Consider the following 22899-nt stretch of genomic DNA (forward strand, 5'->3'; position numbering starts at 1 on the left):
CCAGTAATAAAGTATTAATTGTAAACAACATATAGTAAACAGACTTTCCACTGTAAACAAATACCAGTATACTACACTGCCGGTCAGCGCTGAGGTTAACAGGGGGTTGACAAGGGGTTAACAGGGCCTTAACAAGGCCCCGACAAGGCTATCGACGGGTCAAGTCCCTGTTAATACCTTGTATAGCCCCCCTCAAGGTAGCGCCTGCTGTAACGTTATTCTATAATGATGTCGAACTTGGTCAGTAATCCTGAAAGGGTAGTAGCTGCAAACCTTGTTTTCTTCACCAGATTTAAATGCGGGTCAATACTGAAATTTCTATTGGTGCTGAAGTCCATTCCAGAAAGATTGGTGCCGTCAAAGATGGCATCTACCAGGTCGCAATCGACCATGGTAACTTTTGAAAGGTCAGCTTTACTGAAGTTTACGCCGTGCAGCTTGCAGTTTTTAAAGCTGCTTTTGTTCATTTTCTTCTTGTCGAAACTTGCATAGTCCAGCAGGCAGTTTTCAAAGTGTAGGGAAAAACCGAAGTCCAGCATTTGGTAGAAGTTGATGCCGATCAGCTTGCAGTCACGGAAGGTTAAGTCCTGTGCTTTTGCTTTGCTCACCTGGGCATTGCTCAAGTTGCAGGAGGAGAAGAGACAATCAGTAAAGGCGACACCAGAAATGTCATTGAAGGTGCAGGAGCGGAATTCAGTGGATTCGTAAGCACGATCGACTCTTTCCAGACTGAAGTCAATTCGCTCGATCAGGTTTTCATACGTTTTGGCTGCTGGTGTATTGGTCTTTCTTGAAGTCATGGTTTTTTATTGGTGAAGTTAGTAAATAAGCGCTCAACACCTGGCTTTCTTAACCTGGGTCAATGGAAAGCCTTCCAGGATAGCTTAAATTTGTACTACATACAAAAAAGCAACAATCATGGACCGTCTAAGATCATTCAAAACCTTCACTAACCAATTACCTGAACAGGAATATGTGATGCCGGTATTGTTTATTGGCCATGGCTCTCCGATGAACGGCATTCAGGATAACGACTTTTCCCGTGGCTGGAAAGCTATGGCGGAAAAGATACCTGTACCAACAGCGGTGTTGGTTGTCTCTGCACATTGGTTATCCAGGGGTACGAAGATCACAGCAATGGATTTCCCGGAAACCATTCATGATTTTGGCGGATTTCCGCAGGCCCTGTTCGATGTACAATATCCGGCACCCGGAATGCCTGATCTGGCCAGGGAAACGGCTTCGCTGTTTCATTCTACGCAAGTGGAGCTGGATCACGACTGGGGATTGGACCATGGCACCTGGACTGTAGTTCGGCACATGTATCCCCAGGCAAATGTCCCAGTGTTGCAGTTGAGCATTGATTATACCAAAGGTCCTGCGTACCATTTTGAATTGGCGAAGGAGCTCAGTGCCTTGCGCAAAAAAGGGGTGCTGATCATCGGATCGGGTAATATGGTACATAACCTCCGGATGGTGGCCTGGGATAAAATGGACGAACCGGAATATGGTTACGACTGGGCGCTGAACATCAACGAGAAGTTTAAATCATTGATCACGGAGCAGCACTATGAGCCACTCTTCAACTACCAGAGTTTGGGAACTGATGCTTTGATGGCCATTCCTACACCCGAGCACTATATACCGCTGATGTATACGCTGGGACTGAGGACCACCGCTGATGACCTATCCTTCTTTAATGATAAAGCCGTTGCTGGTTCCCTGACCATGACTTCCCTGAAAATTGGATAAGTTTTTTTGCTTTAGTTATCCACATTAGGGGATAATAACGGATATTAGGAATAACCAAATATCCTATGAAAAAGCATTTCCTCTTTTTGATGCTGCTAATCGGCAGTCTACATGCTGTTGCGCAAAGCGCTTCTGGCAAACTCCCTAAAGTACTCCTACGGTTTGACGACATTGGTATGAACCATGCGGTGAATACGGCCATTGATGAAGTGGGTAAAACCGGTATTCCTTTTTCCGCTTCTGTGATGTTTGCTTGTCCCTGGTACCAGGAAGCGGTAGAAGTATTAAAGAAGTATCCGAATGTAGCGGTAGGGGTTCATCTAACCCTGACGGCGGAGTGGAAGAACTATCGCTGGGGCCCGGTACTGGGGCAATCAGCTGTGCCTAGCCTGGTGGATAGCCTGGGGTATTTCCTGCCTTCGACCACGGCCTTTCAGAAGAATAAATACAAGCTTGAAGAAGTAGAGCGGGAGCTGAGTGCACAGATTGAACGTGCGATTTCTTCCGGTTTGCAGATCTCCTATATTGATCCGCACATGGGGATTGCCTTGTCTACCCCAGAACTGCGTAGCCTTACCGAAAAGCTGGCTAAGAAGTACAAGCTGGGGATATCGCCTTTGAGCGAGGTAACCTATTTCGGAGAAGCTTACAATGATATGTGGGGCGAACCCGTTGCGACAAAGAAACAAGCCTTTATGAAGGTGCTTGAGAATTTATCCGCTGCGGCGCCTGCAAATATGGTGATTTTGCATATTGCACAGGCCACGCCGGAGATGGACGCCATGACAGATATGAACAGCAGCATGATGAGCAGCAATGCAAGTAGTCACCGGCAAACGGAATTAGATATGGTGCTTTCTAAGGATTTCCAGGAAATGGTGGGTAAGCAGTTCGAGCTGGTGACTTACCGGGATTTGATTAAGCAGCTTGGGTTACGTAATCAGAAGACCATACCTGCAGGAAAGTAGCTACAGGGTATTCAGAAGTTCCTTGACACTATCTCTCTTACCTCTTGAAATTGGAATTTCTGTACCATCAAACAGCTGCAGAAAATCTCCATATTCCTTTTTCCAGCTCTTGATATAACGGACATTGACAAGGTGAGATTGATGGCAGCGAATAAATCCGTAACCCCTCAGAATTTCTTCATATTCATAAATCGGCTTAGACACGACCAGTTCTTCATCCTTTAGGAAGAAAGTTGTGTAATTGTTTGAAGATTGGCATCGTAAGATCTCACCAGTTTTTACAAAGCGTGTTTCTTTGAGTGTATGTAGCCCAATGCGCTGTTCATCTTTGGTCGACTGTGTGGTAAGTAGGCTAAGCAGATTCTTCAGCTCTTTATTTTGTGTTTTTTGTTGATGTTTTGCAACTGCACGTGTTGTGGCTTGCTGAAGTTCTGTAATGTTTATTGGCTTGAGCAGATAATCAACGGCCGAGAATCGAAGGGCCTGTATGGCATACTGATCGTGCGCAGTAACGAAAATGATTTCAAACCAGGGCTCGGGAAAGTGCTTAAGCAGCTCGAATCCGTTCCTTTCAGGCATTTGAATATCCAGGAATACAATTGTTGGATTGAATTGCTTGATGTTTGCAATTCCACGAGCTACATCTTGTGCGGTAGCCACAATTGTAACTTCCGGACAATGGATTTTTAATAATTCCTGGAGATTTTCAATATTGTGAATTTCATCATCAATAATAACTGCATCGATGCTCATAAGAACCAATTTGAGAATTTTAATTCAATCCAGGTGCCGTTGTCGCCTGATTCATGCTTAACTTCCAGATAGATAAATTGATCGTTGCTTAGTTTGTTAAGTAGGGCAATCCTTTCTTTTGTTAATTTCAGTCCATAACCTGCTTGCACTTCTTGCTCGTTGAATCCTTTTCCATTATCATGTATGCTAATGAAGAGGTCATTGTCGAGTTTCCGTATGTTTAAGTTTATTTTTCCTTGCTGCTGAAGACCGGAAATCCCATGTTTAACGGCATTTTCGACAAGCGGCTGAACGAACAACGTTGGCACTTCGGTGATAGATGCGTCTATTTCCGGATCAACTTCTATTTTGTACTGGAACCCGAATCTTAGTTGTTCCAGTTTCAAGTAGGTATCAAGCATGCGCAGTTCTTCTTGCAAGGATGTTAGCTCCTTATTGTTGTTGACGATTGCTTCACGCATGAGTTGGGCAAAATCAGCAAGGTAACGGTTTGCCCCATCGATATCCTTGCTATTCACCAGACCCTGGATTGAATTGATGGAATTGAAAATGAAGTGTGGGTTGAGCTGTGCATATATGGACCTTAGCTCCAATTGTGCCTTCGTCTTGTTTAACTGTGCCCATTCTGTTGTTTGTTTCTGGCGAAGGTAAAGCATCAGAAAGATGAAGGCCCCTCCGCAACCTGCCAATAAGATGCCGCAGATAACCATGAACAACTTTCCCTGATACCAGGCTGGCTCAATATCAAACTGAAATTCAGTGATATGTGTAGGCTGTATGGCATATCGTATCTTTAGTATATAGTTTCCAGGTCTGAGCTCGTTGAGCCAGACAAAGTTATTATCGAAGTCATTCGGTTTCCAAGCGACTTCAACTTTGTTATTCCTGACAAGTGCGTATTCTACTTGTTCTTTGCTGGTTGCCTTTCCTTTTAACAGGAAGATCAAGCTGTTATCTTTCGCAGCTATTTTTAATTTCTTGTTTAATCCCGTTTCCTGGTCCACATCGCTAATCTTGTACTTTCCTTCCGGACTGTCTGACTGGTAAGGTCTACTTAACTTGTTCAAAAAGGTGTTTAGTTCTCCTGTCGTGTAGATGCTGGTAATGAAAGGTTTTAAAGCTTTCCAGCTGATTGCGGCCGTGGAGATGATTTTTTTACTGCTTATGTTCCTAACATCTACCACTATTGTCTTTCCTAATGGTGCAACAAAACTACCCAGGTAAGCCATTTTTGGAGAGCCCGATGACTTTTTCAGTTCCTGATCTGCAAACTTGTTGACTGTGGTGTATGGTACAAGTATCCTCCCATTATATTCATAAACAGAGAATTCATATCCATTTGCGTTGTATTCATCCACACCGCGTAGTACAAAGTGAACTTCACTGGTGTCATAAACACTGCGCAGGATAAGTGGTGACGGCCGTTCAGCGTTAAACGCACTGTCTTTGGCGAAAGGAGAGAATAAGAGATTACCAGTGGTGTCATCCCAATAATTATCATTGACGCTTTTGATTGCCGTAATGATTCTAACGGTATTTGGTTCATCAAAGGTCCCATCCGTATAGCTGTGTGAATAGTCAGCCCAGTTGAATTGTGAAAACGTACATTGTGCCGAGGCCAGTAGGACTACTAAAATCAGGTAAATTCTTTTCATTTTGCTTTCAATTTTTCTACTAAATTCGGCGCTGAGGGTACTAGAAAAAGCGAAGATGTGAATAGCCTTTGATTGGCTGTGAATTTTGCCGGTAATTTTGTTGATCTGGCGCTCCCAAGTAATTGTTATCTGTATAATTTGTGTTTGATATGAAAAACCTGGAAGAATTTAAAGCATGTTTAAGTAGTGATGAACTGCCGGAAAATCTTTCCCTGCACCTGCAGTCACTTTGGTATGATGGCAAAGGTGATTGGAAAGCGGCACATGATCTCATTGATCAGCTGGGCGACAAGCGTTCAGCGCATCTCCATGCTTACCTGCACAGGAAAGAAGGAGACATCTGGAATGCGGATTACTGGTATAGCAGAGCAGGGGAGAAAAGGCCAGCCATCACGTTGGACAAAGAATGGGAGCAGCTGGTTTCAGCATTTCTCCGTTGAACTTAGTTGCGTTAAGCGGGCGTAAGGTGTTATAAATCTGTATACATATTTTTTTAGGTATATAGTTTTTGCTATATTCGGGAATGTCAATCAATAGCGACTTATTCAAGGGTACCTTATCAACCATTCTATTGAATTTGCTGGAACAGCATGGAAAAATGTATGGCTATGAGATTACCCAAAAGGTAAAAGCCGTCACTAGTGGTGGTTTTAACCTGAAGGAAGGGGCGTTATATCCAACTTTACATAAGCTCGAGGCTGAAGGCTTACTAGAAACGAGTTCCGAGATGGTTGACGGTCGCATGCGGAAGTATTATGAACTATCTTCAGACGGGCAAAAGCTGGCGGCCCATAAACTAGAGGAGGCACGTGAATTCATTGAAAGTCTGCAGCTGCTATTAAACCTTAAACCCGCTCTATAATGATCTTGAACGAATTACAAAAACAGGAATTAGCAGATTACGTGAAATCGATTACCCGTTATATGGAAACCTATGATGAGGTTTATGATCATGTGCTTTCCGCATTGGAGCAGGAGCCTCAAGCCACATTTCAAATGAGCTTGGTTAAAGATGTGATCAATTGTGATTTCGGTGGAGAAAAACAGATCAGGCAGGAAGAAGAAAATACCCGGCTAGCACTTTACGGCGGCTTCAGCCAAATGTTAAAACTGGAATTACTAAACACCTTTAAGTATCCCGCAGTAGTAAACAACCTTGCATTGCTTGGCCTTGGGCTCATATTCTACTTCGTCAACGCAAACAGCCAAACGATCGTTTCTATAATTATTGCCGGCACATTGATCATCCTGCTTATTCCCTTGCTGCTTTTTGTATATAAGTCTTATTTCCTGGAAAGACAACAAGCCAAGCCCTCGGTTAGTAATTATGCGCTCCGCTACAATGCGCTATTTGGCCTTAACACTGCAACTTGTGTGTTCTATGCTAGTTTTTCATGGGATGTGCTTACTTCCTTGGAGCCCGTCATATTAGTAGCTATCCTGTGGGTGACTTACTTCTTTCTAGGTGTCTTTCTTAGAGCTTATTTGAAGATGTATAAAAGCGCCTTAAGGTTGAAGCTACACTAAAGTTCTTTCAAGAATGTTGTTTCAGGGTCCTTATGCTACTTGCTTCAGGGTGCTTTTTCATTTTGCATAAACGTCTTACTTGTATAAAGTAAGGCGCAGCCGTTTATAATCAATCTTCGCTTTGTACCTGATCAGGATATCACCGCCAATAATCCCTGCAACGAGCGGATGACCTAAATGTTCATAGGCCTCATTTACGCTTTGCAAGTCTAACCCTACAGCTTGATACTTCTTCAGTTTTAACTTTCCGATCTTCAGCTTGGGTATGGTGGCGACTGCGGTTGTGGAAGTGCTAAATAAGGTCGTTGCAACATTTTCATCCGCTGTGTTAACAGCTTCAATATCATCTGCTGCAATATTTTTCTCCAAAAGCGTTTTATCAAATACCGATCTTGAAGCACCGGTATCTAATACTGCCCAATGGCTTTCCCCAAAAACAACAATTTCCACCAGGAGGTGGAAACCGTCGTCTTGTAAGTTTATCAGTTTTAATGGGACACGAATTGTTCTCATTCAATTAGATTAATTTCATTTCGGTAAGCACATTGTTCATGCTGCGAACAGCGTCTGCACTTCTGTCAAATTTTGCTTGTTCCTCAGGGGTCAGTTTGAAGTCTATGATAGACTCCCAGCCGCTTTTGCCCACAACAACCGGTACGCCCAGACAGATGTCAGCCTGACCATATTCGCCCTCCAGCGCAACACAGCAGGTAAAGATCTTCTTTTCATCACGTACAATACTTTCCACCAGTGCAGCACCTGCGGCACCCGGCGCGTACCATGCTGATGTACCTAACAATCCGGTCAATGTTGCACCACCAACCATGGTATCTGCAGCAACTTTCTCCAGCGTAGCTTCGTCAAGCAAGTTACTTACTGGCAGGCTCTGGTAGGTTGCATATCTGGTCAGTGGAATCATGGTGGTATCGCCATGGCCCCCGATTACGAAGCCTTGTAGATCGCTGGAATTGCAGTCTAGCGCTTTGCTGAGGTAGTATTTGAACCTCGCACTGTCCAGGATACCACCCATTCCGATAATTCTGTTCTTCGGTAAGTTTAAGGATCTTAATGCCAGGTAGGTCATGGTATCCATAGGATTACTAATGACTACAATGATGGCCTCTGGGGAGTATTTAAGTATATTTTCTGCTACACCTTTTACGATGCCAGCATTGATACCGATCAATTCTTCGCGTGTCATACCTGGTTTCCTGGGTAACCCCGAGGTGATTACTGCAACGGCAGATCCGGCGGTCTGGCTGTAGTCGTTGGTTACTCCGGTGATCTTTGTGTCAAAGCCTAAGAGTGCTGCGGTCTGCATCATGTCGATTGCTTTTCCTTCAGCAAAACCTTCTTTAATGTCCAACAACACAAGCTCTTGTGCCAGCTCCTTGCGGGCGATGTTATCCGCGCATGTTGCGCCGACAGCTCCTGCACCTACTACAGTTATTTTCATATTTTCCAATTTAAGTTAGCGGTTTTAATGTCCTTCAACCCTCCGGTAAGGGACCTGTTTGCCTGCTCAATAAGGCAAAAAGCGTACCTCGCGACCCTTTCGAAGGTATCAATTTTGGGTGCTTTAAAAAATCGTTTTTAAAACTTTATTTCTAATAAGTGGTTATTTATCTAGATTTAACATTCCGGCACCGGGGGCTTAATAATAGAGAATACAGTTATGGAAAATACACCTGTAGAAAGGGTAGATATATTGTCATTTGCAGGGAAATGGTATACATTATATTCCATATCTACTTTCATGGATAAGCATTGGCGACAGACTACGGAGACCTATGTAATCCATCCGGACGGTTACTACGCAGTGTTTACGAACTTTAAAGTTGCGGGGGAGCAAACCGCAAAATATATCCGATCGAAACTCTATGTTGTTAAAGGCACCAATAACGCAGAGTTCAAATTGCAGTTTATCTGGCCTTTTAAGGTAGACTACTGGGTTATAGAATTGGCCGAAGATTATTCTTACGCGGTTATCGGTCACCCGGAATGCAAGTTCCTGTTCATCATGTCCAGAAAGCCTTACCTGGATCAGGAATTGCTGGATGAGATCATCTATCGTTGCAAGCAAAAAGGTTACGAGACCCACAAACTTATCTCTCAGGAACATCCTATTCCGAAGCTGTCTAAAGAACAAATTAACTAATAGGGCTAAACTGTAAGGCAAAAGTCTAAATTGAAATATTCGGTATTTTAAGCAGGTATTTGAGTAATTTTGGATCTCCAATTCAGAATACGCTTAAACTCCTATGTATCTTATCTTCGACACAGAAACCACCGGTTTACCACGTAACTACAATGCACCAATCACGGACACGGAAAACTGGCCGCGATGCATTCAAGTGGCCTGGCAGCTGCATGATGATCTGGGTAAGTTGCTGGAACATAAGAGTTATCTAGTAAAGCCAAATGGCTTTAACATCCCCTACGATGCGGAGAAAATCCATGGGATATGTACGGAGCTTGCGCAGGAAGAAGGTGAAGAACTGGAAGCAGTGTTGGCCGAATTCAACATTGCGCTGTCGAAATCCAGGTTTGCTGTAGGCCAGAATATCGGCTTCGACGTCAATGTAATGGCTTGTGAATTTCACCGCCTGGGCATAGAAACCAGGCTGACCGACATGCCGGTACTGGATACCTGTACCGAGGTGACGGCGAATCTGCTGCAACTGCCTGGTGGTCGTGGTGGTAAATTCAAGCTGCCCACCTTAACAGAGCTCCACAGCTACCTTTTTGGCGTACCTTTCGCTGAAGCGCACAACGCAACCGCAGACGTAGAGGCAACATCCCGCTGTTTCCTGCAGTTGCTGAAGTCCGATGCTTTCCGTCCGGAAGAACTTGGTCTTGATCAGGAATACCTCCGCAACTTCAAACAGGCTAATCCGGGTGTTATTGAAACCGTAGGTCTAACACACATTAACCTGAAGGCTGCTTCTGAAGAGATCAAACGCCGCTTACAGAAACCAGCGGAAGTGATTTCCCGCGCTACTTTAAACGACAACAAACGAGAACTGAGCAATGCAAATTTTATTCATTTACATAACCACACGCAGTTCTCCGTATTACAATCTACCATAAACATTCCCGGGCTTATCAAAGCTGCGGCAAAGTATAAAATGCCTGCAGTCGCCATGACTGACCATGCCAATATGATGGGGGCATTTCACTTTGTAAGCCAGGTGGCCAACCATAATAAAGCTGCGGAGGCAAAGAATAAAGCTGCCTTTGAAGCGGGTGAAGCGCCTACCGAGGTTCTGCTGAAGCCCATCATTGGCTGTGAGTTCTTCGTTTGCGATAATCACCTGGATAAATCTAAAAAAGACAACGGCTACCAGATGGTGCTGCTTGCGAAGAACAAGAATGGCTACCATAACCTGGCTAAACTATCTTCCATAGCCTATACCAAAGGCTTCTACTATGTGCCAAGGGTAGACCGCGAGCTGATTTCCCAGTATAAAGAAGACCTGATCGTGCTTTCTGGTAACTTATATGGGGAGATTGCCAGTAAGATCCTGAACCTTGGTGAGCATCAGGCTGAAGCCGCACTTGAATGGTGGAAAGGCGAGTTTGGTGATGATTTCTATATCGAGATCATGCGCCATAACCAGGAGGATGAAGATATTGCGAACAGAACACTGATCCAGCTGGCGCGTAAACACGGCCTGAAGCTGGTGGCTACCAATAATACTTATTACATCGATAAAAAGGACGCCAATGCGCATGATATCTTGTTGTGCGTTAAAGATGGTGAAAAGCAGGCCACGCCAATAGGTCGCGGCCGTGGCTATCGTTATGGCTTGCCAAACCAGGAGTACTACTTCAAATCGCCTGAAGAGATGAAGCAGCTCTTCAATGATCTGCCGGAGGCCATTTACCATACGCAGGAGATTGCAGATAAAGTTGAGTCCTTTAAACTTGCCAGGGAAGTATTACTTCCGAAGTTCGATATTCCTGAAGAGTTCATTGTAGCTGAAGATGACGTTGACGGCGGTAAACGTGGGGAGAACAAATACCTCAGACATCTTACCTACGAAGGCGCAAAGCGCCGTTATGGAGTCATTACGCCCGAGATAGACGAGCGCCTGGACTTCGAACTAAAAACCATTGAGAAAACGGGATACCCTGGTTACTTCCTGATTGTACAGGATTTCATCGCACAGGCTAGAAAGCTGGACGTATCCGTAGGGCCTGGCCGGGGATCTGCCGCAGGGTCTGTTGTTGCATACTGTTTATGGATCACCAATATTGATCCGATCAAGTACGACCTGCTATTTGAGCGTTTCCTAAACCCGGACAGGGTTTCCATGCCCGATATTGATATCGACTTTGATGACGAGGGCAGGAGCCGTGTCATGGATTATGTAATCAATAAGTACGGTGCAAACCAGGTGGCGCAGATCATCACCTATGGTACAATGGCTGCGAAATCATCCATAAGGGATACTGCAAGGGTGCTTGACCTACCGTTATTTGAGGCGGACAAGATCGCCAAGCTGATCCCGAACATGAAACTCGCCAAGATATTCTCGCTTGATGAAGCCGCTTTAAAAGGCGGACTTCGTGCCGATGAATATGAACGCGTACTGGAACTGAAGGCCGCCGCTTCTGCTGGAAACCTCAGCGGGGAGACCATTCAGCAGGCGAAGATCCTCGAGGGATCCTTAAGAAATACCGGTATCCATGCCTGTGGTGTGATCATTACGCCAGATGATATTACAAACTTTGTTCCTGTAGCAACTGCTAAGGACTCCAATTTATATGTTACCCAGTTTGACAACTCGGTGGTGGAAAGCGCCGGATTGCTCAAAATGGACTTCCTGGGATTGAAAACCCTGACCTTGATCAAGGATACCGTGAAACTGGTGCGTTTGCGTACCGGTATTCAGCTGGACCCGGATCAGTTCCCGATTGATGACGTAAAAACCTACGAGCTTTTCCAAAGGGGTGAAACCATAGGTATCTTCCAGTACGAATCCAGCGGTATGCAGAAGTACATGAAGGAACTTAAGCCTACCGTCTTCGGGGACTTAATTGCCATGAACGCTTTGTACCGGCCGGGACCACTGGAGTACATTCCAAGTTTCGTACGACGTAAGAACGGCGAAGAAGAAATTAAATATGACCTTGATGCCTGTGAGGAGTACCTGAAAGAAACTTATGGTATCACCGTGTACCAGGAGCAGGTGATGTTGCTCTCGCAAAAGCTGGCTGACTTCACCAAAGGTGAGGCCGACGTTCTGCGTAAGGCGATGGGTAAGAAACAAAAGGATGTACTCGATAAGATGAAGCCGAAGTTCGTGTCTCAAGCAGCAGCTAAAGGCCATTCACCGGCTACCCTGGAGAAGATATGGAAAGACTGGGAAGCCTTTGCTTCTTACGCCTTCAACAAGTCGCACTCTACCTGTTACGCCTGGATTGCTTACCAGACGGCATACCTGAAGGCACACTATCCAGCGGAGTATATGGCTGCGGTACTATCCAACAACATGAACGACATCAAACAGGTGGCCTTCTTTATGGAAGAATGTCGCCAGATGGGTGTTCAGGTACTTGGACCCGATGTAAATGAGTCGGACATTAAGTTCTCCGTAAACGACAGGGGACAGGTACGTTTTGGTTTGTCTGCCGTGAAGGGCGTGGGTGAAAAGGCCGTGGAAAGTATTATCGAGGAGCGTAAGTTACATGGACCGTTTAAAAGTGTTCATGACTTCGCCAAACGTGCAAATACCCGCACCGTGAATAAGAAAGCTTACGAAAGCTTTGTATATAGCGGGGCTTTTGATGGCTTCGGTTATCACCGGGCACAATACTTCTTTATCGGTATCAATGATAAGATGAATGGTATTGAAAAGCTGATCAAGTATGCGAACGACTTCCAGAACAATGAATCATCAGCACAATCCTCTTTATTCGGTGGTACCGTTGCAGATCTCATCCTGGAACCAAGCTTGCCTGTAGCACCAGAGTGGACCCTGATCGACAAGCTTAAATACGAGAAAGATGCAATCGGAATATTCCTGTCTGGTCACCCATTAGACAACTATCGTTTCGAGTTGAACAACTTCTGTTTACACAATGTTAAACACCTTTCTATTATTAATAAGATCCGCACAGGCGATACAAATGAAGAAACCCTTGCGGAATTCGAAGCTTTGAAGAACAAGGAGCTGGTTGTTGGAGGATTGGTTGTTGCTGCTGCACAACGCATGACTAAAACCGGTAAACCTTTCGGAACCTTCATGTTTGAAGATTATGATGAAAGCTGTGAGCTGGCGTTATTTGGTGATGATTTTATTAAGTTCAAGCAGTTCCTGACGGAAGGTTATTTTCTCCAGATCCGGGGAAGGGTAGGCGAGCGTTTCCGCAAAGAAGGCGATTGGGAGTTCAAGGTAACCTCTATGGCACTTCTGTCTGAACTACGTGACAAGCTGGCAAAATGCATTACCATCCAGATCCCTATAGAAGGTATAAACGACGACTTTATGGCCGAAATCAACGGGATCATAGAAGAGAATAAGTCCAGTACCGAACAGCAAAACTGCCAATTACATTTCGCTGTATACGATAGGGAACAGAATGTTGTTCTGGATTTGCCTTCCAAGTCATTAAGGATAAATCCGAATAATGAATTCCTGGAGAAGGTTACTGCATTGAACGTTGTTACGTACAAGTTGAACTAATGTCATAAAGCCTGCAAAGCATACCGTGGCATAAGTATTGATTATTATCTTTGTAAAATCAGATCATCCATTTAGGATAGTAAGAAACTTAATCAGAAAATATAAATTATGGCTTTAGAAATTACAGATGCAAACTTCGAGGAAGTTGTATTAAATTCAGATAAACCAGTGTTGGTAGATTTTTGGGCAGAATGGTGCGGTCCTTGTCGCATGGTAGGTCCAGTTGTAGACGAAATCTCCAAAGAATACGAAGGAAAAGCAGTTGTTGGTAAAGTTAACGTTGATAACAATCCACAGATCTCTACCAAATTTGGCATCCGTAATATCCCTGCTTTATTGTTTTTCAAAAACGGTGAAGTTGTAGATAAACAAGTTGGCGCAGTTCCTAAGTCTGTACTTTCAGGAAAGTTAGACAAACAATTGTAATCCAGTATATACACATAAAAAAAGCGTTCATGAAAATGAACGCTTTTTTTATGTGTATATCTAAGGTTTATTTGTTACCAGCATTGTTTCTACCTCTTCCGAACCGGTTAAGTAGTTCCTTTTTGAAGGTTTCCTGAGCGCGGTAATATTTGCCGACAACCTTTAAGGGCAAGCTTGATTTCAGCTTGCTGTAATATTTCTTTTCGATGTTCAGGTTGCGTTGTTTGTAGTTAATCTCATTGGTGATCAGCGCATGGATCTCATTATCTGAAAGCGATTCAATCTCATCCGTTTTACGATGGCTGATTACATTCTTATTTCTTTCCGACCAGAGGCCACGAAGTTCCTTTTGCCACTCGTTGTATATTGGCCAGAAAACCTTAGCCTCAGTAGGAGAGAGGTCCAGTTTCTGTGTTAGATAAGCAATTTTGTAAGACTCAATCTCTTCACTTCTGCCACTGCGGTCCTGTGCCTTTAGTATTGCTGGTATGAAAACGAGTAAAACTGCAATCCATAAATTTTTCATGTTCTTTATTTTTCTTTTATCGCCCAAATCGTCAGTGCTTATAGGTTCGATGCAATCTCAAATTGCGAATAGTGATTAATTATATAGTCCTCGAGTTCGGCGGAAGTGGCAGAGGTGTTGGTGATCATACCGGAACTTCCGCTTTCCATCTGCTCCATGATCAAGTCCTCCTCGATATCCCACAACATCGGATCTTCATTCAGCGCGGCAGTGTTGCTTACCTTTTCAGCAGGTTTAAATAGTCTGTCCTGGTTCAGGTAAACGGCGAAGCTGGTGATTAGGGCCAAACATGCGGCTGCGGCATATCTGGTCAACTTCGATGGCCATAGTTTCCTAATCTTTACTTCCGGTGTAGCTGCTTGTGATACAGTCTGCAGGATCGTGGTATTGATCCGATCAAAGTAGCCTTCAGGAACAGTATAGCCTGCATCTTTGGGCAATTGAAGCGCATCAAGGGTGATTTTAGCATTGATCTCCTCAGGAAGCTGCTCGAAGTAGCCTGCGGGAACTTTGGATTCCGGAAAACCGGCTTTAGCTTTCAGTTCATCTACAAAAACCGCTGCGCGGATCTTGTCACTTAAGCCTTCGAAATACTGCTCAGGAACAGCAAAAGGATTTACCTTAGGCAAACGGGAGAGATGTGGTGCCTCATCTTTCCAATCATTATGTTCTAAATTATTATCCATTACGCTTATATAGATGATGTTATTGCTAAAAGGTTTAAAACTTGATGTCTTCATTTAGCATGAAAGCTTCGATTTTTTTCACCGCAATGTGAAATGAAGCCTTAAGCGCACCTACCGAGGTACCCAATACTTCAGAAATCTCTTCATACTTCATTTCATCGAAGTACTTCATATTAAAAATCAGTCTTTGTTTCTCTGGTAAGGTCAGAATGGCACGCTGCAGTTTCAGCTGAATTTCTGTGCCATTGAAGTAGGAGGGTTCTACCAATCGTTCTACGACTTCCTGCGATACCTCATCCAGTGGGGTATTGTTCTGGCGCTTCTGTTTGTTCAGGAAGGTAATGGATTCGTTGCTTGCAATTCTATAGATCCAGGTATACAACTGTGAGTCGTTCCTGAAGTTACCCAGGTTCTTCCAGACCTTCACAAAGACGTCTTGCACAAGGTCATCCGTGTCATCATGGTTGATGACCATACGGCGGATATGCCAGTATATTTTCTGCTGGTATTTATTTAGAAGCAGGCCGAAGGCCTCCTGACGGGTTTTTTCATCTGAAAACTTTTGTAGAATTTCTGCGTCTTCAACCTGCTTCATAGATTATTTTTTACGTTTCAAGACAGCTTGAACAGCCTCAACAATGTTCACAGTATCTAAACCGTACTTCGTCATCAATTCATCCGGGGTACCACTCTCACCGAAACTGTCGTTTACGGCTACGAATTCCTGTGGTGCAGGGAACTGTGTAGTAAGTAAGCGGGCAACGCTTTCACCTAGTCCACCAAACTTGTTGTGCTCTTCACAAGTAACCACACAGCCGGTTTTCTGTACAGATTTCAGGATTGCTTCCTCATCCAACGGTTTAATCGTGTGAATGTTGATGATCTCCGCATCTATGCCAAGCTTTTCAAGTTCCTCACCAGCCTCAATTGCTTTCCAAACCATGTGGCCGGTGGCAATGATGGTTACATCTTTACCTTCATTAACCATCCAGGCTTTACCGATCTGGAAATCCTGATCCGCAGGCGTGAAAATTGGCACACTAGGGCGACCAAAACGCAGGTAAACAGGGCCCTCATGTTCAAGGATCGCTAAGGTAGCCGCTTTCGTCTGGTTGTAATCGCAAGGGTTAATCACGGTCATGCCAGGCAGCATTTTCATCAAGCCAATATCTTCAAGAATCTGGTGTGTTGCACCATCTTCACCCAAGGTTAAACCGGCGTGAGAAGCACAGATCTTTACGTTTTTGTTCGAGTAGGCAACAGACTGTCTGATCTGGTCATAAACACGGCCAGTAGAGAAGTTCGCAAACGTTCCGGTGAAAGGGATTTTGCCGCCAATGGTTAAACCTGCTGCCATCCCGATCATGTTTGCTTCTGCAATACCAACCTGAATGTAGCGATCAGGAAATTCATTCGCGAAGTCGTCCATTTTCAATGAACCCTTCAAGTCGGCACATAGTGCTACGACGTTCTCGTTGCGTTTTCCTGCTTCATGCAGTCCGGCACCAAAGCCAGATCTGGTGTCTTTTTTTTCTGTATATGTATACTTTTTCACGTGATTCTGATTAATAGTCGGATAATGAACTAGAGATTTGACCCAAAGCGCTTTCTAACTGCGCATCATTTGGCGCAGTGCCGTGCCATTTATGTGAGCCAACCATGTAGTCAACTCCATAACCCATCTGTGTACTCATCAGGTTAAGAATTGGCCTTCCTTTTCCGGTAAGTGATTTTGCGTAGTGCAATGCCTTACAGATATTATCCATATCGTTACCGTCAGAAGTAATTACATGCCAGCCAAACGCTTCAAACTTCGCCTGAAGGTTGTCTAAGGATAATACTTTTTCTGTTGGGCCATCAATCTGCTGACCATTATAATCGATTGTAGAAATCAGGTTGTCAACTTTGTTGAAAGGTGCAAACATGATTGCTTCCCAGTTCTGACCTTCCTGTAACTCTCCATCACCATGCAGCGTAAATACCAAAGATTTGTCTTTATTCAACTTCTTCGCCATGGCAGCGCCAATCGCAACAGAGAAGCCCTGACCCAGAGATCCGGAAGCAATTCTCACACCTGGAAGGTGCTCATGCGTTGTCGGGTGCCCTTGTAACCTAGCGTTAAGCTTTCTGAAAGTTGCCAGTTCTGCGATATCGAAATAGCCTGATCTCGCAAGTACACTGTACCAAACTGGCGAGATGTGCCCGTTAGACAAGAAGAATAAATCTTCTCCGATGCCATCCATATTGAAGTCGGTGTTGTGGTTCATAACTTCAAAATACAAGGCAGTCATGAAATCCGCACAGCCAAGTGACCCTCCCGGGTGACCTGATTGACAGCCATGCACCATTCGTACGATATCCCTTCTGACTTGAGAAGCAATATCTTCTAATTCTTTGATTGTATGTTTCATTTAGCTGGAATAGTTAATATTTGTAAAGGTATTATTTAAGGCTTAATTTTTTTATTAAACTGAAAGTAGTTCTAGCACCTGCGCAGAAGCATTTTTAGTGTCTACCTTTTTAACTACAGTTTTAATTACACCTTGTTCATCAATGATGAATGTTCTACGGTTGATACCCATGTATTTCTTTCCATACATGTTCTTTTCAACCCAAACACCATAGTCATTTACGATCTTGTGATCCGTATCGGAAATCAGTGGAAAGGGTAAGCTGTGTTTACTGATGAACTTCTTGTGAGATTCTTCATCATCCACACTAACCCCTAAAACTGCAATGTCCTTACTAAGTAACTGCTGGTAGTTATCTCTGAAGTCGCAAGCTTCTGCCGTACAGCCTGGGGTATCATCCTTCGGGTAAAAATAGAGTACCACAGTTTTGCCACGAAACTGATCTAAGCTGATGGGATTGCCATCCTGGTCTTTGGAATTGATTGCAGGTGCCTGCATGCCTGCCGATAGTTCTGTCATATCTTTTATTTATAAAATGATAGCGCCAATGTTTTTGAATTATCTTTCATATCTACAACAATGAGCATTAAGTTATGTTTCCCATTTGATAGACTACCATCAAACGTGTGTGACAACGTCGCGGTTTTCGCATCAAACTCCATCAGCACCCAGTTATCATCAATATATCCGTTGAAGCTTTTGATGCCGGAGAGGTTATCCCGGATCTTGAAATTCATCTTACCAATGCCACGCATACTCTTACCATCGGTAATGTTCAGCGGTGTGATGGTTGGTGCAATGGTATCTACAGCGATGTAGAAGCTTCCGAAGTTACGTGGCTTTGCCTTCACAAAACCATCTTCATATCTGCCGCCTTGCGATGCACCCGTTGTACTCACAATTAATGCCTTTTCTTCCAGGCCGCCCAAGTAAGCGGTTGGCTTAATCCAAAGGTCAAAGCCAGTATGTAAAGGTGTTAAGCGATTTTGTATGTGATGGATCACAGAGTATCCACGGGGCGCAAGTTGATTGCCTGCTTTATAAACAAAATCCAGGTCGTTGTACAGATTGCCACGCTGGATCTGCACAAACACACTGTCTGTTTTGAATTCATTTACCTGGTTATACGGGAACAGTATGCCTTTCAATGGGCGAACTGTAGCTACCACGGGGTTCTCTGCTGCTTGTACCTTGAAACTGATGGTGCTGGTATTACCTTTAACATCGGTAACGGTATATTTTAGATCGTGCAATAGGCCGTCATTGAAACTGATGCGGCCGCGGTTTTCCAGGTTGCTATAGATCTGCAATGGATTTCCCGGATCCACGAAGCTCTTCTGAATGCTTCTCCGCGTATTCAGGAACGTAGGATAATCGATATGACTGTTGATGCCTTTACTGTTCTCAAAGGAGAAGCGCTCTAATGCCGAGGTAAATACCGGTCTGCCATCCACTTCAAGTGTGATGGAGTAAACGCCGTTTGTGCCGGACATCCCGGTGTGTCTATCCGTAGTAACGATACCGAAGCCAATTTCACCACTTAAACTTACGGTATTGTTCACCCGGTAAGCGCCACCGCTACCCACCAGAGGGATAGGGATCTTCGGCGTAAATTCGCTGAATGGTTGGTTATCCAAACGATAGGCGTATAAGCCGGATATCACGGGTTTAACCCGGTCGGGCACTTCAATGCCAAAGAGCTGTGGATTGATGGTTGCCTCTGTTTTGGTATCGCGGATCTCGAAATGCAGGTGCGGCCCCCCAGAACTGCCAGTGTTCCCGGAGTAGGCGATGATCTCACCCTTATACACCGGGATAAGATCCGCTGCAGGAAATTCATCGATATCAAAGGATTTCTTTTCGTATTGGATTGCTTTTGCCTTCCCAGAAAGTTTAGCATTGTATCGCTGCAAATGGCCGTAAACCGAGGTATATCCATTTGGATGATTGATATACAATGCGTTTCCAAATCCACTACTTTGAATCCTGATCCTTGCCACATAGCCATCTGCAATGGCATAAACCGGATAACCTTCCTGCTGATTGGTCCTTAAATCAATACCCGAATGGAAGTGATTAGCCCTTAGCTCTCCAAATGAACCCGACAAAGCAGGAGGACTGATGTTTAATGGTGGCCGGAAGTCGACCAAAGGATATTTGTTGTTGCTGATTAAAAGTTGGCTTTTAGAAGCCGGGATAACTGCAAAAAATAGGATAAGGAACAGGAATGATCTACGCATCAAGCTTATTTAATTTCAAAATTCAATAATTGTTGCCCTTCTAACCAGGCTTCAAGTCTGTCTCCAGGATGAACCTGACCCACACCTTCCGGTGTACCAGTAAAGATCATATCGCCTTTTTTAAGGGTAATATATTGCGATACAAAAGCAATAATCTTTTCGAAGGAGTACAGCATGTTCTTAGTGTTGCCGTTCTGCCTGCTTTCCTGGTTGATCTTAAGTTCAAACGGAAGCTCGTACATGTTCGTAACCGAGGATTTGGGAATGAAGTTACTAACCGCTGCGGAATTGTCGAAAGCTTTAGCGAGTTCCCAAGGCAGGCCATTTTCTTTGTGAATACTTTGAATATCACGTGCCGTAAAATCAATGCCTAAGCCAACTTCTTCGTAATAGTTTGAAGCGAACTTCTCCTGAATGTGCTTGCCTTCCTTACAGATCTTCAAAACGACTTCCAGTTCGTAATGGATATCTGATGAAAAATCCGGAATGTAGAATGGACGATTGTCCTTTAAGAGTGCAGTATCAGGTTTAAGAAATATTACCGGCGAGCTTGGTATAGGATTGTTTAATTCTTGAGCATGCGCAGCATAGTTGCGCCCAATTGCAATGATTTTCATAACCGAAAGTAAAAAAGATTAGCAGAATTATAAAACGGAGATGCGTTTTACTGAAGTTTCTGCACCAGCAACGATCCGAACGAAATAGATTCCGCTGCTTAAACGGTTGGCAATAGAAAAAGTTTTGGTCTGCTCACCGCTGCCTGAGCGCTCAGTAGCGAGCGTAGTCACCTCATTACCTAAAAGGTCCATGATCTTGATGGAAATATTGCTTTCACGCTCCAGCTTATAGACCACGGTAATCTGATCGTCAATAGTGCTTGGTGAAACTTTAATGAAGGTTAAGTTCTTTTCGCTTTTCGTAGCACCTTTACTTGCTAAAGGGTTATTGTTGGGAAGAAAAGTAAAACCATCAAAAAGCGGACGATACGAAGGTAAGTTTGGCTTGATGGTTGTCGGCTTTGGCGCCTTTTTAGATCTGCTGAAATAGTTCAAACTGTCCGACCGCTGAGCAAAAACACTACTGTTGCATAAAATACCAATGCATAATATGCAGAAGAATTGAAGCAGCTTAGATTTAGTCAGGTTTTTTCTCATCGATAGCGCCAAAAGTATAAATAAATAAACAATAAACATCCCGGAAATGTTTACAAAGTTGAGATTTAACAAAAATTAACATAACCACATTTCTTTCCTTAATTAAGTGCATTTTTGAACACGATTTTTACTTCAATTTTTTTCAGTGTCAAGTACAACGAATATTCAAAAGCTCTCCGGAGCCGGTCTACTCATCAGTCTGGGAATCGTTTACGGAGATATCGGAACATCTCCATTATACACCTTAAGAGCCATCTTTAATACCGTCAGTGACGCAGGGCAACCAATTACACCAATGATTGTGCTTGGCGCTCTATCCTGTATTATATGGACGCTGACCTTACAAACAACCATTAAATACGTCGCCATCACCCTGCGCGCAGATAACAAAGGGGAGGGTGGTATCCTTTCGCTCTACTCTTTAGTGCGTAAAAAAGCAAAGTGGTTGGTTGTTCCGGCCATTCTTGGCGGCTGTGCTTTGCTTGCGGATGGGATCATTACGCCTAGTATTACCGTCACTACGGCGATCGAAGGACTGCAGTTCAAGTTTCCTGCCGTTCAGGTGATCCCAATCGTCATTGCCATCATCACAGGTTTGTTCATTATACAGCAATATGGTACCAGCCTGGTTGGTAAGATGTTCGGGCCCATAATGCTGCTTTGGTTCACCACGCTCGGTGTACTGGGAATGTTATATGTGGTGCAGGATTTTAGTATCCTGAAAGCACTTAACCCTTATTATGCGGGACATTTACTGGCTACCAATCCTATGGCGCTGGTCATCCTTGGCGGTGTGTTTCTATGTACCACGGGAGCTGAAGCCTTGTATTCAGATCTTGGACACTGCGGTAAGGATAACATACGGGTTAGCTGGGTATTTGTTAAAATTACACTGATCATCAACTACCTGGGACAGGGGGTATGGTTATTAAAACACCCCGATTACAACGCCAACATCAATCCGTTTTACGAAATTGTGCCTCCGCAGTACTTGCTCTTCATGGTTGCATTGGCAACTTTAGCCGCCATTATTGCCAGCCAGGCGATGATCACCGGATCCTTTACCCTGATTTCTGAAGCGGTACGTTTGAACCTCTGGCCTAAGGTGCTGATCTCTTATCCAAGCAATCACAAGGGGCAAATCTACGTGCCATCGATCAACTGGCTGTTGTGCGCTGGCTGTATTGCCGTGGTATTATTGTTTAAGAAGTCGATCAATATGGAAGGGGCATACGGACTTGCCATCAACCTGACCTTCCTTGCCACCACCATTCTGATCGCTTATTACATGAAGGCCAAGAAAGTGCCTTTGTACATCATTGTGATCTTCCTGGCGATCTACGGTGCGCTTGAACTATCCTTTTTGGTAGGTAACATGACGAAATTCCTTCATGGTGGATTTGTAACGCTGCTCATTGGCGCAGCCTTGTTTAGCGTCATGTGGGGCTGGTACGTTGCCAGAAAGATCAAAAACAGATTTGTTAAATATGTCGGTATCGATGACTATTTCGAGCTGATCAGCGAGCTGAGCGAGGACACTACCATTGCGAAACATTCCTCTCAATTGGTCTACCTAACCAGCGCAAACTTCAAAACAGAAATCGAATCCAAGATCATTTATTCCATATTGCAAAAGGAACCAAAGCGCGCGGATATCTACTGGCTGGTTCACGTGGATGTGGTAGATGAACCTTTTACACGGGAATACAAGGTCGAGTTCCTGATCCCGGGGAAACTGATCCGGATCGACTTTAAACTTGGCTTCCGGGTAGAACAGCGCATCAACATCCTGTTCCGGAAAGTGGTGGAAGACCTGGTGGCCAATGGTGAGGTCGACATCACCAGTCAGTATGCTTCCTTGAAGAAACACCGGATTGCTGGGGATTTCAGGTTTATCCTGTTGGAGAAGCACCTTTCCAGGTTTACAACCTTAAATCTTTATGAGCGTAGCATAATGACTTACTACTTCTTACTGAAACGTCTGAGTCTTTCTGAGGAGCGAAGTTTCGGTCTGGACTCCAGTTATGTTGATGTGGAGAAAGTGCCATTAATCTTCGTTTCCACAGACGATATTGAACTTACCAGGCTTCCAGCTTAAGTTGGTTTTTA

23 protein-coding genes are annotated in these 22899 nt (G+C 44.1%); 9 read left to right on the top strand and 14 right to left on the bottom strand.

The genetic code is table 11. The features are described 5' to 3' along the window. Positions 1-215 precede the first annotated feature (215 nt). Complete coding sequence (locus ACTHQF_RS16365; protein ID WP_440431881.1) at positions 216-800, bottom strand: pentapeptide repeat-containing protein; 585 nt, start codon at positions 798-800, stop codon at positions 216-218. A gap of 118 nt (positions 801-918) precedes the next feature. Between ACTHQF_RS16365 and ygiD the strand changes: the two genes are divergently transcribed. Then, complete coding sequence (ygiD, locus tag ACTHQF_RS16370; RefSeq protein ID WP_440431883.1) at positions 919-1752, top strand: 4,5-DOPA dioxygenase extradiol; 834 nt, start codon at positions 919-921, stop codon at positions 1750-1752. Between the two features lie 65 nt (positions 1753-1817). Further along, positions 1818-2720, top strand: a complete 903-nt coding sequence (locus ACTHQF_RS16375; protein ID WP_440431885.1) for a ChbG/HpnK family deacetylase — start codon at positions 1818-1820, stop codon at positions 2718-2720. Here ACTHQF_RS16375 and ACTHQF_RS16380 read toward each other — a convergent pair whose 3' ends face one another. Together ACTHQF_RS16380 and ACTHQF_RS16385 are read right to left on the bottom strand one after the other, a co-directional pair. Next, positions 2721-3473, bottom strand: coding sequence for a LytR/AlgR family response regulator transcription factor (locus tag ACTHQF_RS16380; RefSeq protein ID WP_440431887.1), 753 nt, complete (start codon positions 3471-3473; stop codon positions 2721-2723). It abuts the gene before it with no gap. Further along, positions 3470-5128, bottom strand: a complete 1659-nt coding sequence (locus ACTHQF_RS16385) for a sensor histidine kinase (protein ID WP_440431889.1) — start codon at positions 5126-5128, stop codon at positions 3470-3472. Before ACTHQF_RS16385 ends, ACTHQF_RS16380 begins: the two co-directional genes overlap by 4 nt. Before the next feature lie 149 nt (positions 5129-5277). On the opposite strand from ACTHQF_RS16385, the gene ACTHQF_RS16390 reads away from it, so the two are divergent. The 3 genes from ACTHQF_RS16390 (at position 5278) to ACTHQF_RS16400 (ending at position 6655) form a co-directional block, all read left to right on the top strand. After that, positions 5278-5568 (top strand): hypothetical protein, encoded by a 291-nt coding sequence (locus ACTHQF_RS16390; protein ID WP_440431891.1) that lies wholly within the window; start codon positions 5278-5280, stop codon positions 5566-5568. An 83-nt stretch (positions 5569-5651) separates the two neighbouring features. After that, on the top strand, positions 5652-5990 hold the full coding sequence (locus ACTHQF_RS16395; protein WP_440431893.1) for a PadR family transcriptional regulator: 339 nt from the start codon (positions 5652-5654) through the stop codon (positions 5988-5990). Then, complete coding sequence (locus ACTHQF_RS16400) at positions 5990-6655, top strand: hypothetical protein (protein WP_440431894.1); 666 nt, start codon at positions 5990-5992, stop codon at positions 6653-6655. Before ACTHQF_RS16395 ends, ACTHQF_RS16400 begins: the two co-directional genes overlap by 1 nt. Before the next feature lie 75 nt (positions 6656-6730). On the opposite strand, the gene ACTHQF_RS16405 is transcribed toward ACTHQF_RS16400, so the two are convergent. Continuing rightward, entirely contained in the window at positions 6731-7168 is a 438-nt protein-coding gene (locus ACTHQF_RS16405) for an aspartyl protease family protein (protein WP_440431896.1), read from the bottom strand. 4 nt (positions 7169-7172) lie between these two features. Then, positions 7173-8111: a malate dehydrogenase gene (locus ACTHQF_RS16410; RefSeq protein WP_440431898.1), complete on the bottom strand. Its 939-nt coding sequence runs from the start codon at positions 8109-8111 to the stop codon at positions 7173-7175. Positions 8112-8330: 219 nt separating this feature from the next. On the opposite strand from ACTHQF_RS16410, the gene ACTHQF_RS16415 reads away from it, so the two are divergent. The 3 genes from ACTHQF_RS16415 to trxA all read left to right on the top strand — a co-directional run bounded on the left by ACTHQF_RS16415 (position 8331) and on the right by trxA (position 13773). After that, positions 8331-8813: a lipocalin family protein gene (locus tag ACTHQF_RS16415; protein ID WP_440431899.1), complete on the top strand. Its 483-nt coding sequence runs from the start codon at positions 8331-8333 to the stop codon at positions 8811-8813. A 103-nt stretch (positions 8814-8916) separates the two neighbouring features. Then, entirely contained in the window at positions 8917-13347 is a 4431-nt protein-coding gene (dnaE, locus tag ACTHQF_RS16420) for a DNA polymerase III subunit alpha (protein WP_440431901.1), read from the top strand. Positions 13348-13455: 108 nt separating this feature from the next. Continuing rightward, complete coding sequence (gene trxA / locus ACTHQF_RS16425; RefSeq protein ID WP_440431903.1) at positions 13456-13773, top strand: thioredoxin; 318 nt, start codon at positions 13456-13458, stop codon at positions 13771-13773. Between the two features lie 67 nt (positions 13774-13840). Here trxA and ACTHQF_RS16430 read toward each other — a convergent pair whose 3' ends face one another. The 9 genes from ACTHQF_RS16430 to ACTHQF_RS16470 are packed head-to-tail and all read right to left on the bottom strand — an operon-like array spanning position 13841 to position 20790. Further along, the gene (locus tag ACTHQF_RS16430) at positions 13841-14299 is read right to left on the bottom strand and encodes a hypothetical protein (protein ID WP_440431905.1); all 459 of its coding nucleotides are present in this window, start codon (positions 14297-14299) and stop codon (positions 13841-13843) included. A gap of 38 nt (positions 14300-14337) precedes the next feature. Next, positions 14338-14985 (bottom strand): hypothetical protein, encoded by a 648-nt coding sequence (locus ACTHQF_RS16435; RefSeq protein WP_440431907.1) that lies wholly within the window; start codon positions 14983-14985, stop codon positions 14338-14340. A 34-nt stretch (positions 14986-15019) separates the two neighbouring features. Next, entirely contained in the window at positions 15020-15580 is a 561-nt protein-coding gene (locus tag ACTHQF_RS16440; RefSeq protein WP_440431909.1) for an RNA polymerase sigma factor, read from the bottom strand. 3 nt (positions 15581-15583) lie between these two features. Then, on the bottom strand, positions 15584-16540 hold the full coding sequence (locus ACTHQF_RS16445) for a transketolase family protein (protein ID WP_440431911.1): 957 nt from the start codon (positions 16538-16540) through the stop codon (positions 15584-15586). Positions 16541-16550: 10 nt separating this feature from the next. Further along, positions 16551-17396 (bottom strand): transketolase, encoded by an 846-nt coding sequence (locus ACTHQF_RS16450; RefSeq protein WP_440431912.1) that lies wholly within the window; start codon positions 17394-17396, stop codon positions 16551-16553. Positions 17397-17450: 54 nt separating this feature from the next. After that, on the bottom strand, positions 17451-17915 hold the full coding sequence (gene bcp, locus ACTHQF_RS16455; protein ID WP_440431914.1) for a thioredoxin-dependent thiol peroxidase: 465 nt from the start codon (positions 17913-17915) through the stop codon (positions 17451-17453). Between the two features lie 5 nt (positions 17916-17920). Then, complete coding sequence (locus ACTHQF_RS16460; RefSeq protein ID WP_440431916.1) at positions 17921-19636, bottom strand: M23 family metallopeptidase; 1716 nt, start codon at positions 19634-19636, stop codon at positions 17921-17923. Between the two features lie 5 nt (positions 19637-19641). Further along, positions 19642-20253 carry a fumarylacetoacetate hydrolase family protein gene (locus ACTHQF_RS16465; protein WP_440431920.1) on the bottom strand — a complete coding sequence of 204 codons (612 nt, stop codon included), beginning with the start codon at positions 20251-20253 and terminating at the stop codon, positions 19642-19644. Positions 20254-20280: 27 nt separating this feature from the next. Continuing rightward, positions 20281-20790: a T9SS type A sorting domain-containing protein gene (locus ACTHQF_RS16470; protein ID WP_440431922.1), complete on the bottom strand. Its 510-nt coding sequence runs from the start codon at positions 20788-20790 to the stop codon at positions 20281-20283. Positions 20791-20935: 145 nt separating this feature from the next. Here ACTHQF_RS16470 and ACTHQF_RS16475 point away from each other — a divergent pair, with 145 nt between their 5' ends. Then, positions 20936-22888, top strand: coding sequence for a KUP/HAK/KT family potassium transporter (locus tag ACTHQF_RS16475; protein ID WP_440431924.1), 1953 nt, complete (start codon positions 20936-20938; stop codon positions 22886-22888). Positions 22889-22899 lie beyond the last annotated feature (11 nt).

Source organism: Pedobacter sp. SAFR-022, assembly GCF_051965375.1.
Classification (GTDB): Bacteria; Bacteroidota; Bacteroidia; order Sphingobacteriales; family Sphingobacteriaceae; genus Pedobacter.

Excerpts from the sequence above, each read along its gene's own strand:
- ACTHQF_RS16365 (WP_440431881.1), bottom strand. The coding sequence starts at position 800 with ATGACTTCAAGAAAGACCAATACACCAGCAGCCAAAACGTATGAAAAC.
- ygiD (WP_440431883.1), top strand. The coding sequence starts at position 919 with ATGGACCGTCTAAGATCATTCAAAACCTTCACTAACCAATTACCTGAA.
- ACTHQF_RS16375 (WP_440431885.1), top strand. The coding sequence starts at position 1,818 with ATGAAAAAGCATTTCCTCTTTTTGATGCTGCTAATCGGCAGTCTACAT.
- ACTHQF_RS16380 (WP_440431887.1), bottom strand. The coding sequence starts at position 3,473 with ATGAGCATCGATGCAGTTATTATTGATGATGAAATTCACAATATTGAA.
- ACTHQF_RS16385 (WP_440431889.1), bottom strand. The coding sequence starts at position 5,128 with ATGAAAAGAATTTACCTGATTTTAGTAGTCCTACTGGCCTCGGCACAA.
- ACTHQF_RS16390 (WP_440431891.1), top strand. The coding sequence starts at position 5,278 with ATGAAAAACCTGGAAGAATTTAAAGCATGTTTAAGTAGTGATGAACTG.
- ACTHQF_RS16395 (WP_440431893.1), top strand. The coding sequence starts at position 5,652 with ATGTCAATCAATAGCGACTTATTCAAGGGTACCTTATCAACCATTCTA.
- ACTHQF_RS16400 (WP_440431894.1), top strand. The coding sequence starts at position 5,990 with ATGATCTTGAACGAATTACAAAAACAGGAATTAGCAGATTACGTGAAA.
- ACTHQF_RS16405 (WP_440431896.1), bottom strand. The coding sequence starts at position 7,168 with ATGAGAACAATTCGTGTCCCATTAAAACTGATAAACTTACAAGACGAC.
- ACTHQF_RS16410 (WP_440431898.1), bottom strand. The coding sequence starts at position 8,111 with ATGAAAATAACTGTAGTAGGTGCAGGAGCTGTCGGCGCAACATGCGCG.
- ACTHQF_RS16415 (WP_440431899.1), top strand. The coding sequence starts at position 8,331 with ATGGAAAATACACCTGTAGAAAGGGTAGATATATTGTCATTTGCAGGG.
- dnaE (WP_440431901.1), top strand. The coding sequence starts at position 8,917 with ATGTATCTTATCTTCGACACAGAAACCACCGGTTTACCACGTAACTAC.
- trxA (WP_440431903.1), top strand. The coding sequence starts at position 13,456 with ATGGCTTTAGAAATTACAGATGCAAACTTCGAGGAAGTTGTATTAAAT.
- ACTHQF_RS16430 (WP_440431905.1), bottom strand. The coding sequence starts at position 14,299 with ATGAAAAATTTATGGATTGCAGTTTTACTCGTTTTCATACCAGCAATA.
- ACTHQF_RS16435 (WP_440431907.1), bottom strand. The coding sequence starts at position 14,985 with ATGGATAATAATTTAGAACATAATGATTGGAAAGATGAGGCACCACAT.
- ACTHQF_RS16440 (WP_440431909.1), bottom strand. The coding sequence starts at position 15,580 with ATGAAGCAGGTTGAAGACGCAGAAATTCTACAAAAGTTTTCAGATGAA.
- ACTHQF_RS16450 (WP_440431912.1), bottom strand. The coding sequence starts at position 17,396 with ATGAAACATACAATCAAAGAATTAGAAGATATTGCTTCTCAAGTCAGA.
- bcp (WP_440431914.1), bottom strand. The coding sequence starts at position 17,915 with ATGACAGAACTATCGGCAGGCATGCAGGCACCTGCAATCAATTCCAAA.
- ACTHQF_RS16460 (WP_440431916.1), bottom strand. The coding sequence starts at position 19,636 with ATGCGTAGATCATTCCTGTTCCTTATCCTATTTTTTGCAGTTATCCCG.
- ACTHQF_RS16465 (WP_440431920.1), bottom strand. The coding sequence starts at position 20,253 with ATGAAAATCATTGCAATTGGGCGCAACTATGCTGCGCATGCTCAAGAA.
- ACTHQF_RS16470 (WP_440431922.1), bottom strand. The coding sequence starts at position 20,790 with ATGAGAAAAAACCTGACTAAATCTAAGCTGCTTCAATTCTTCTGCATA.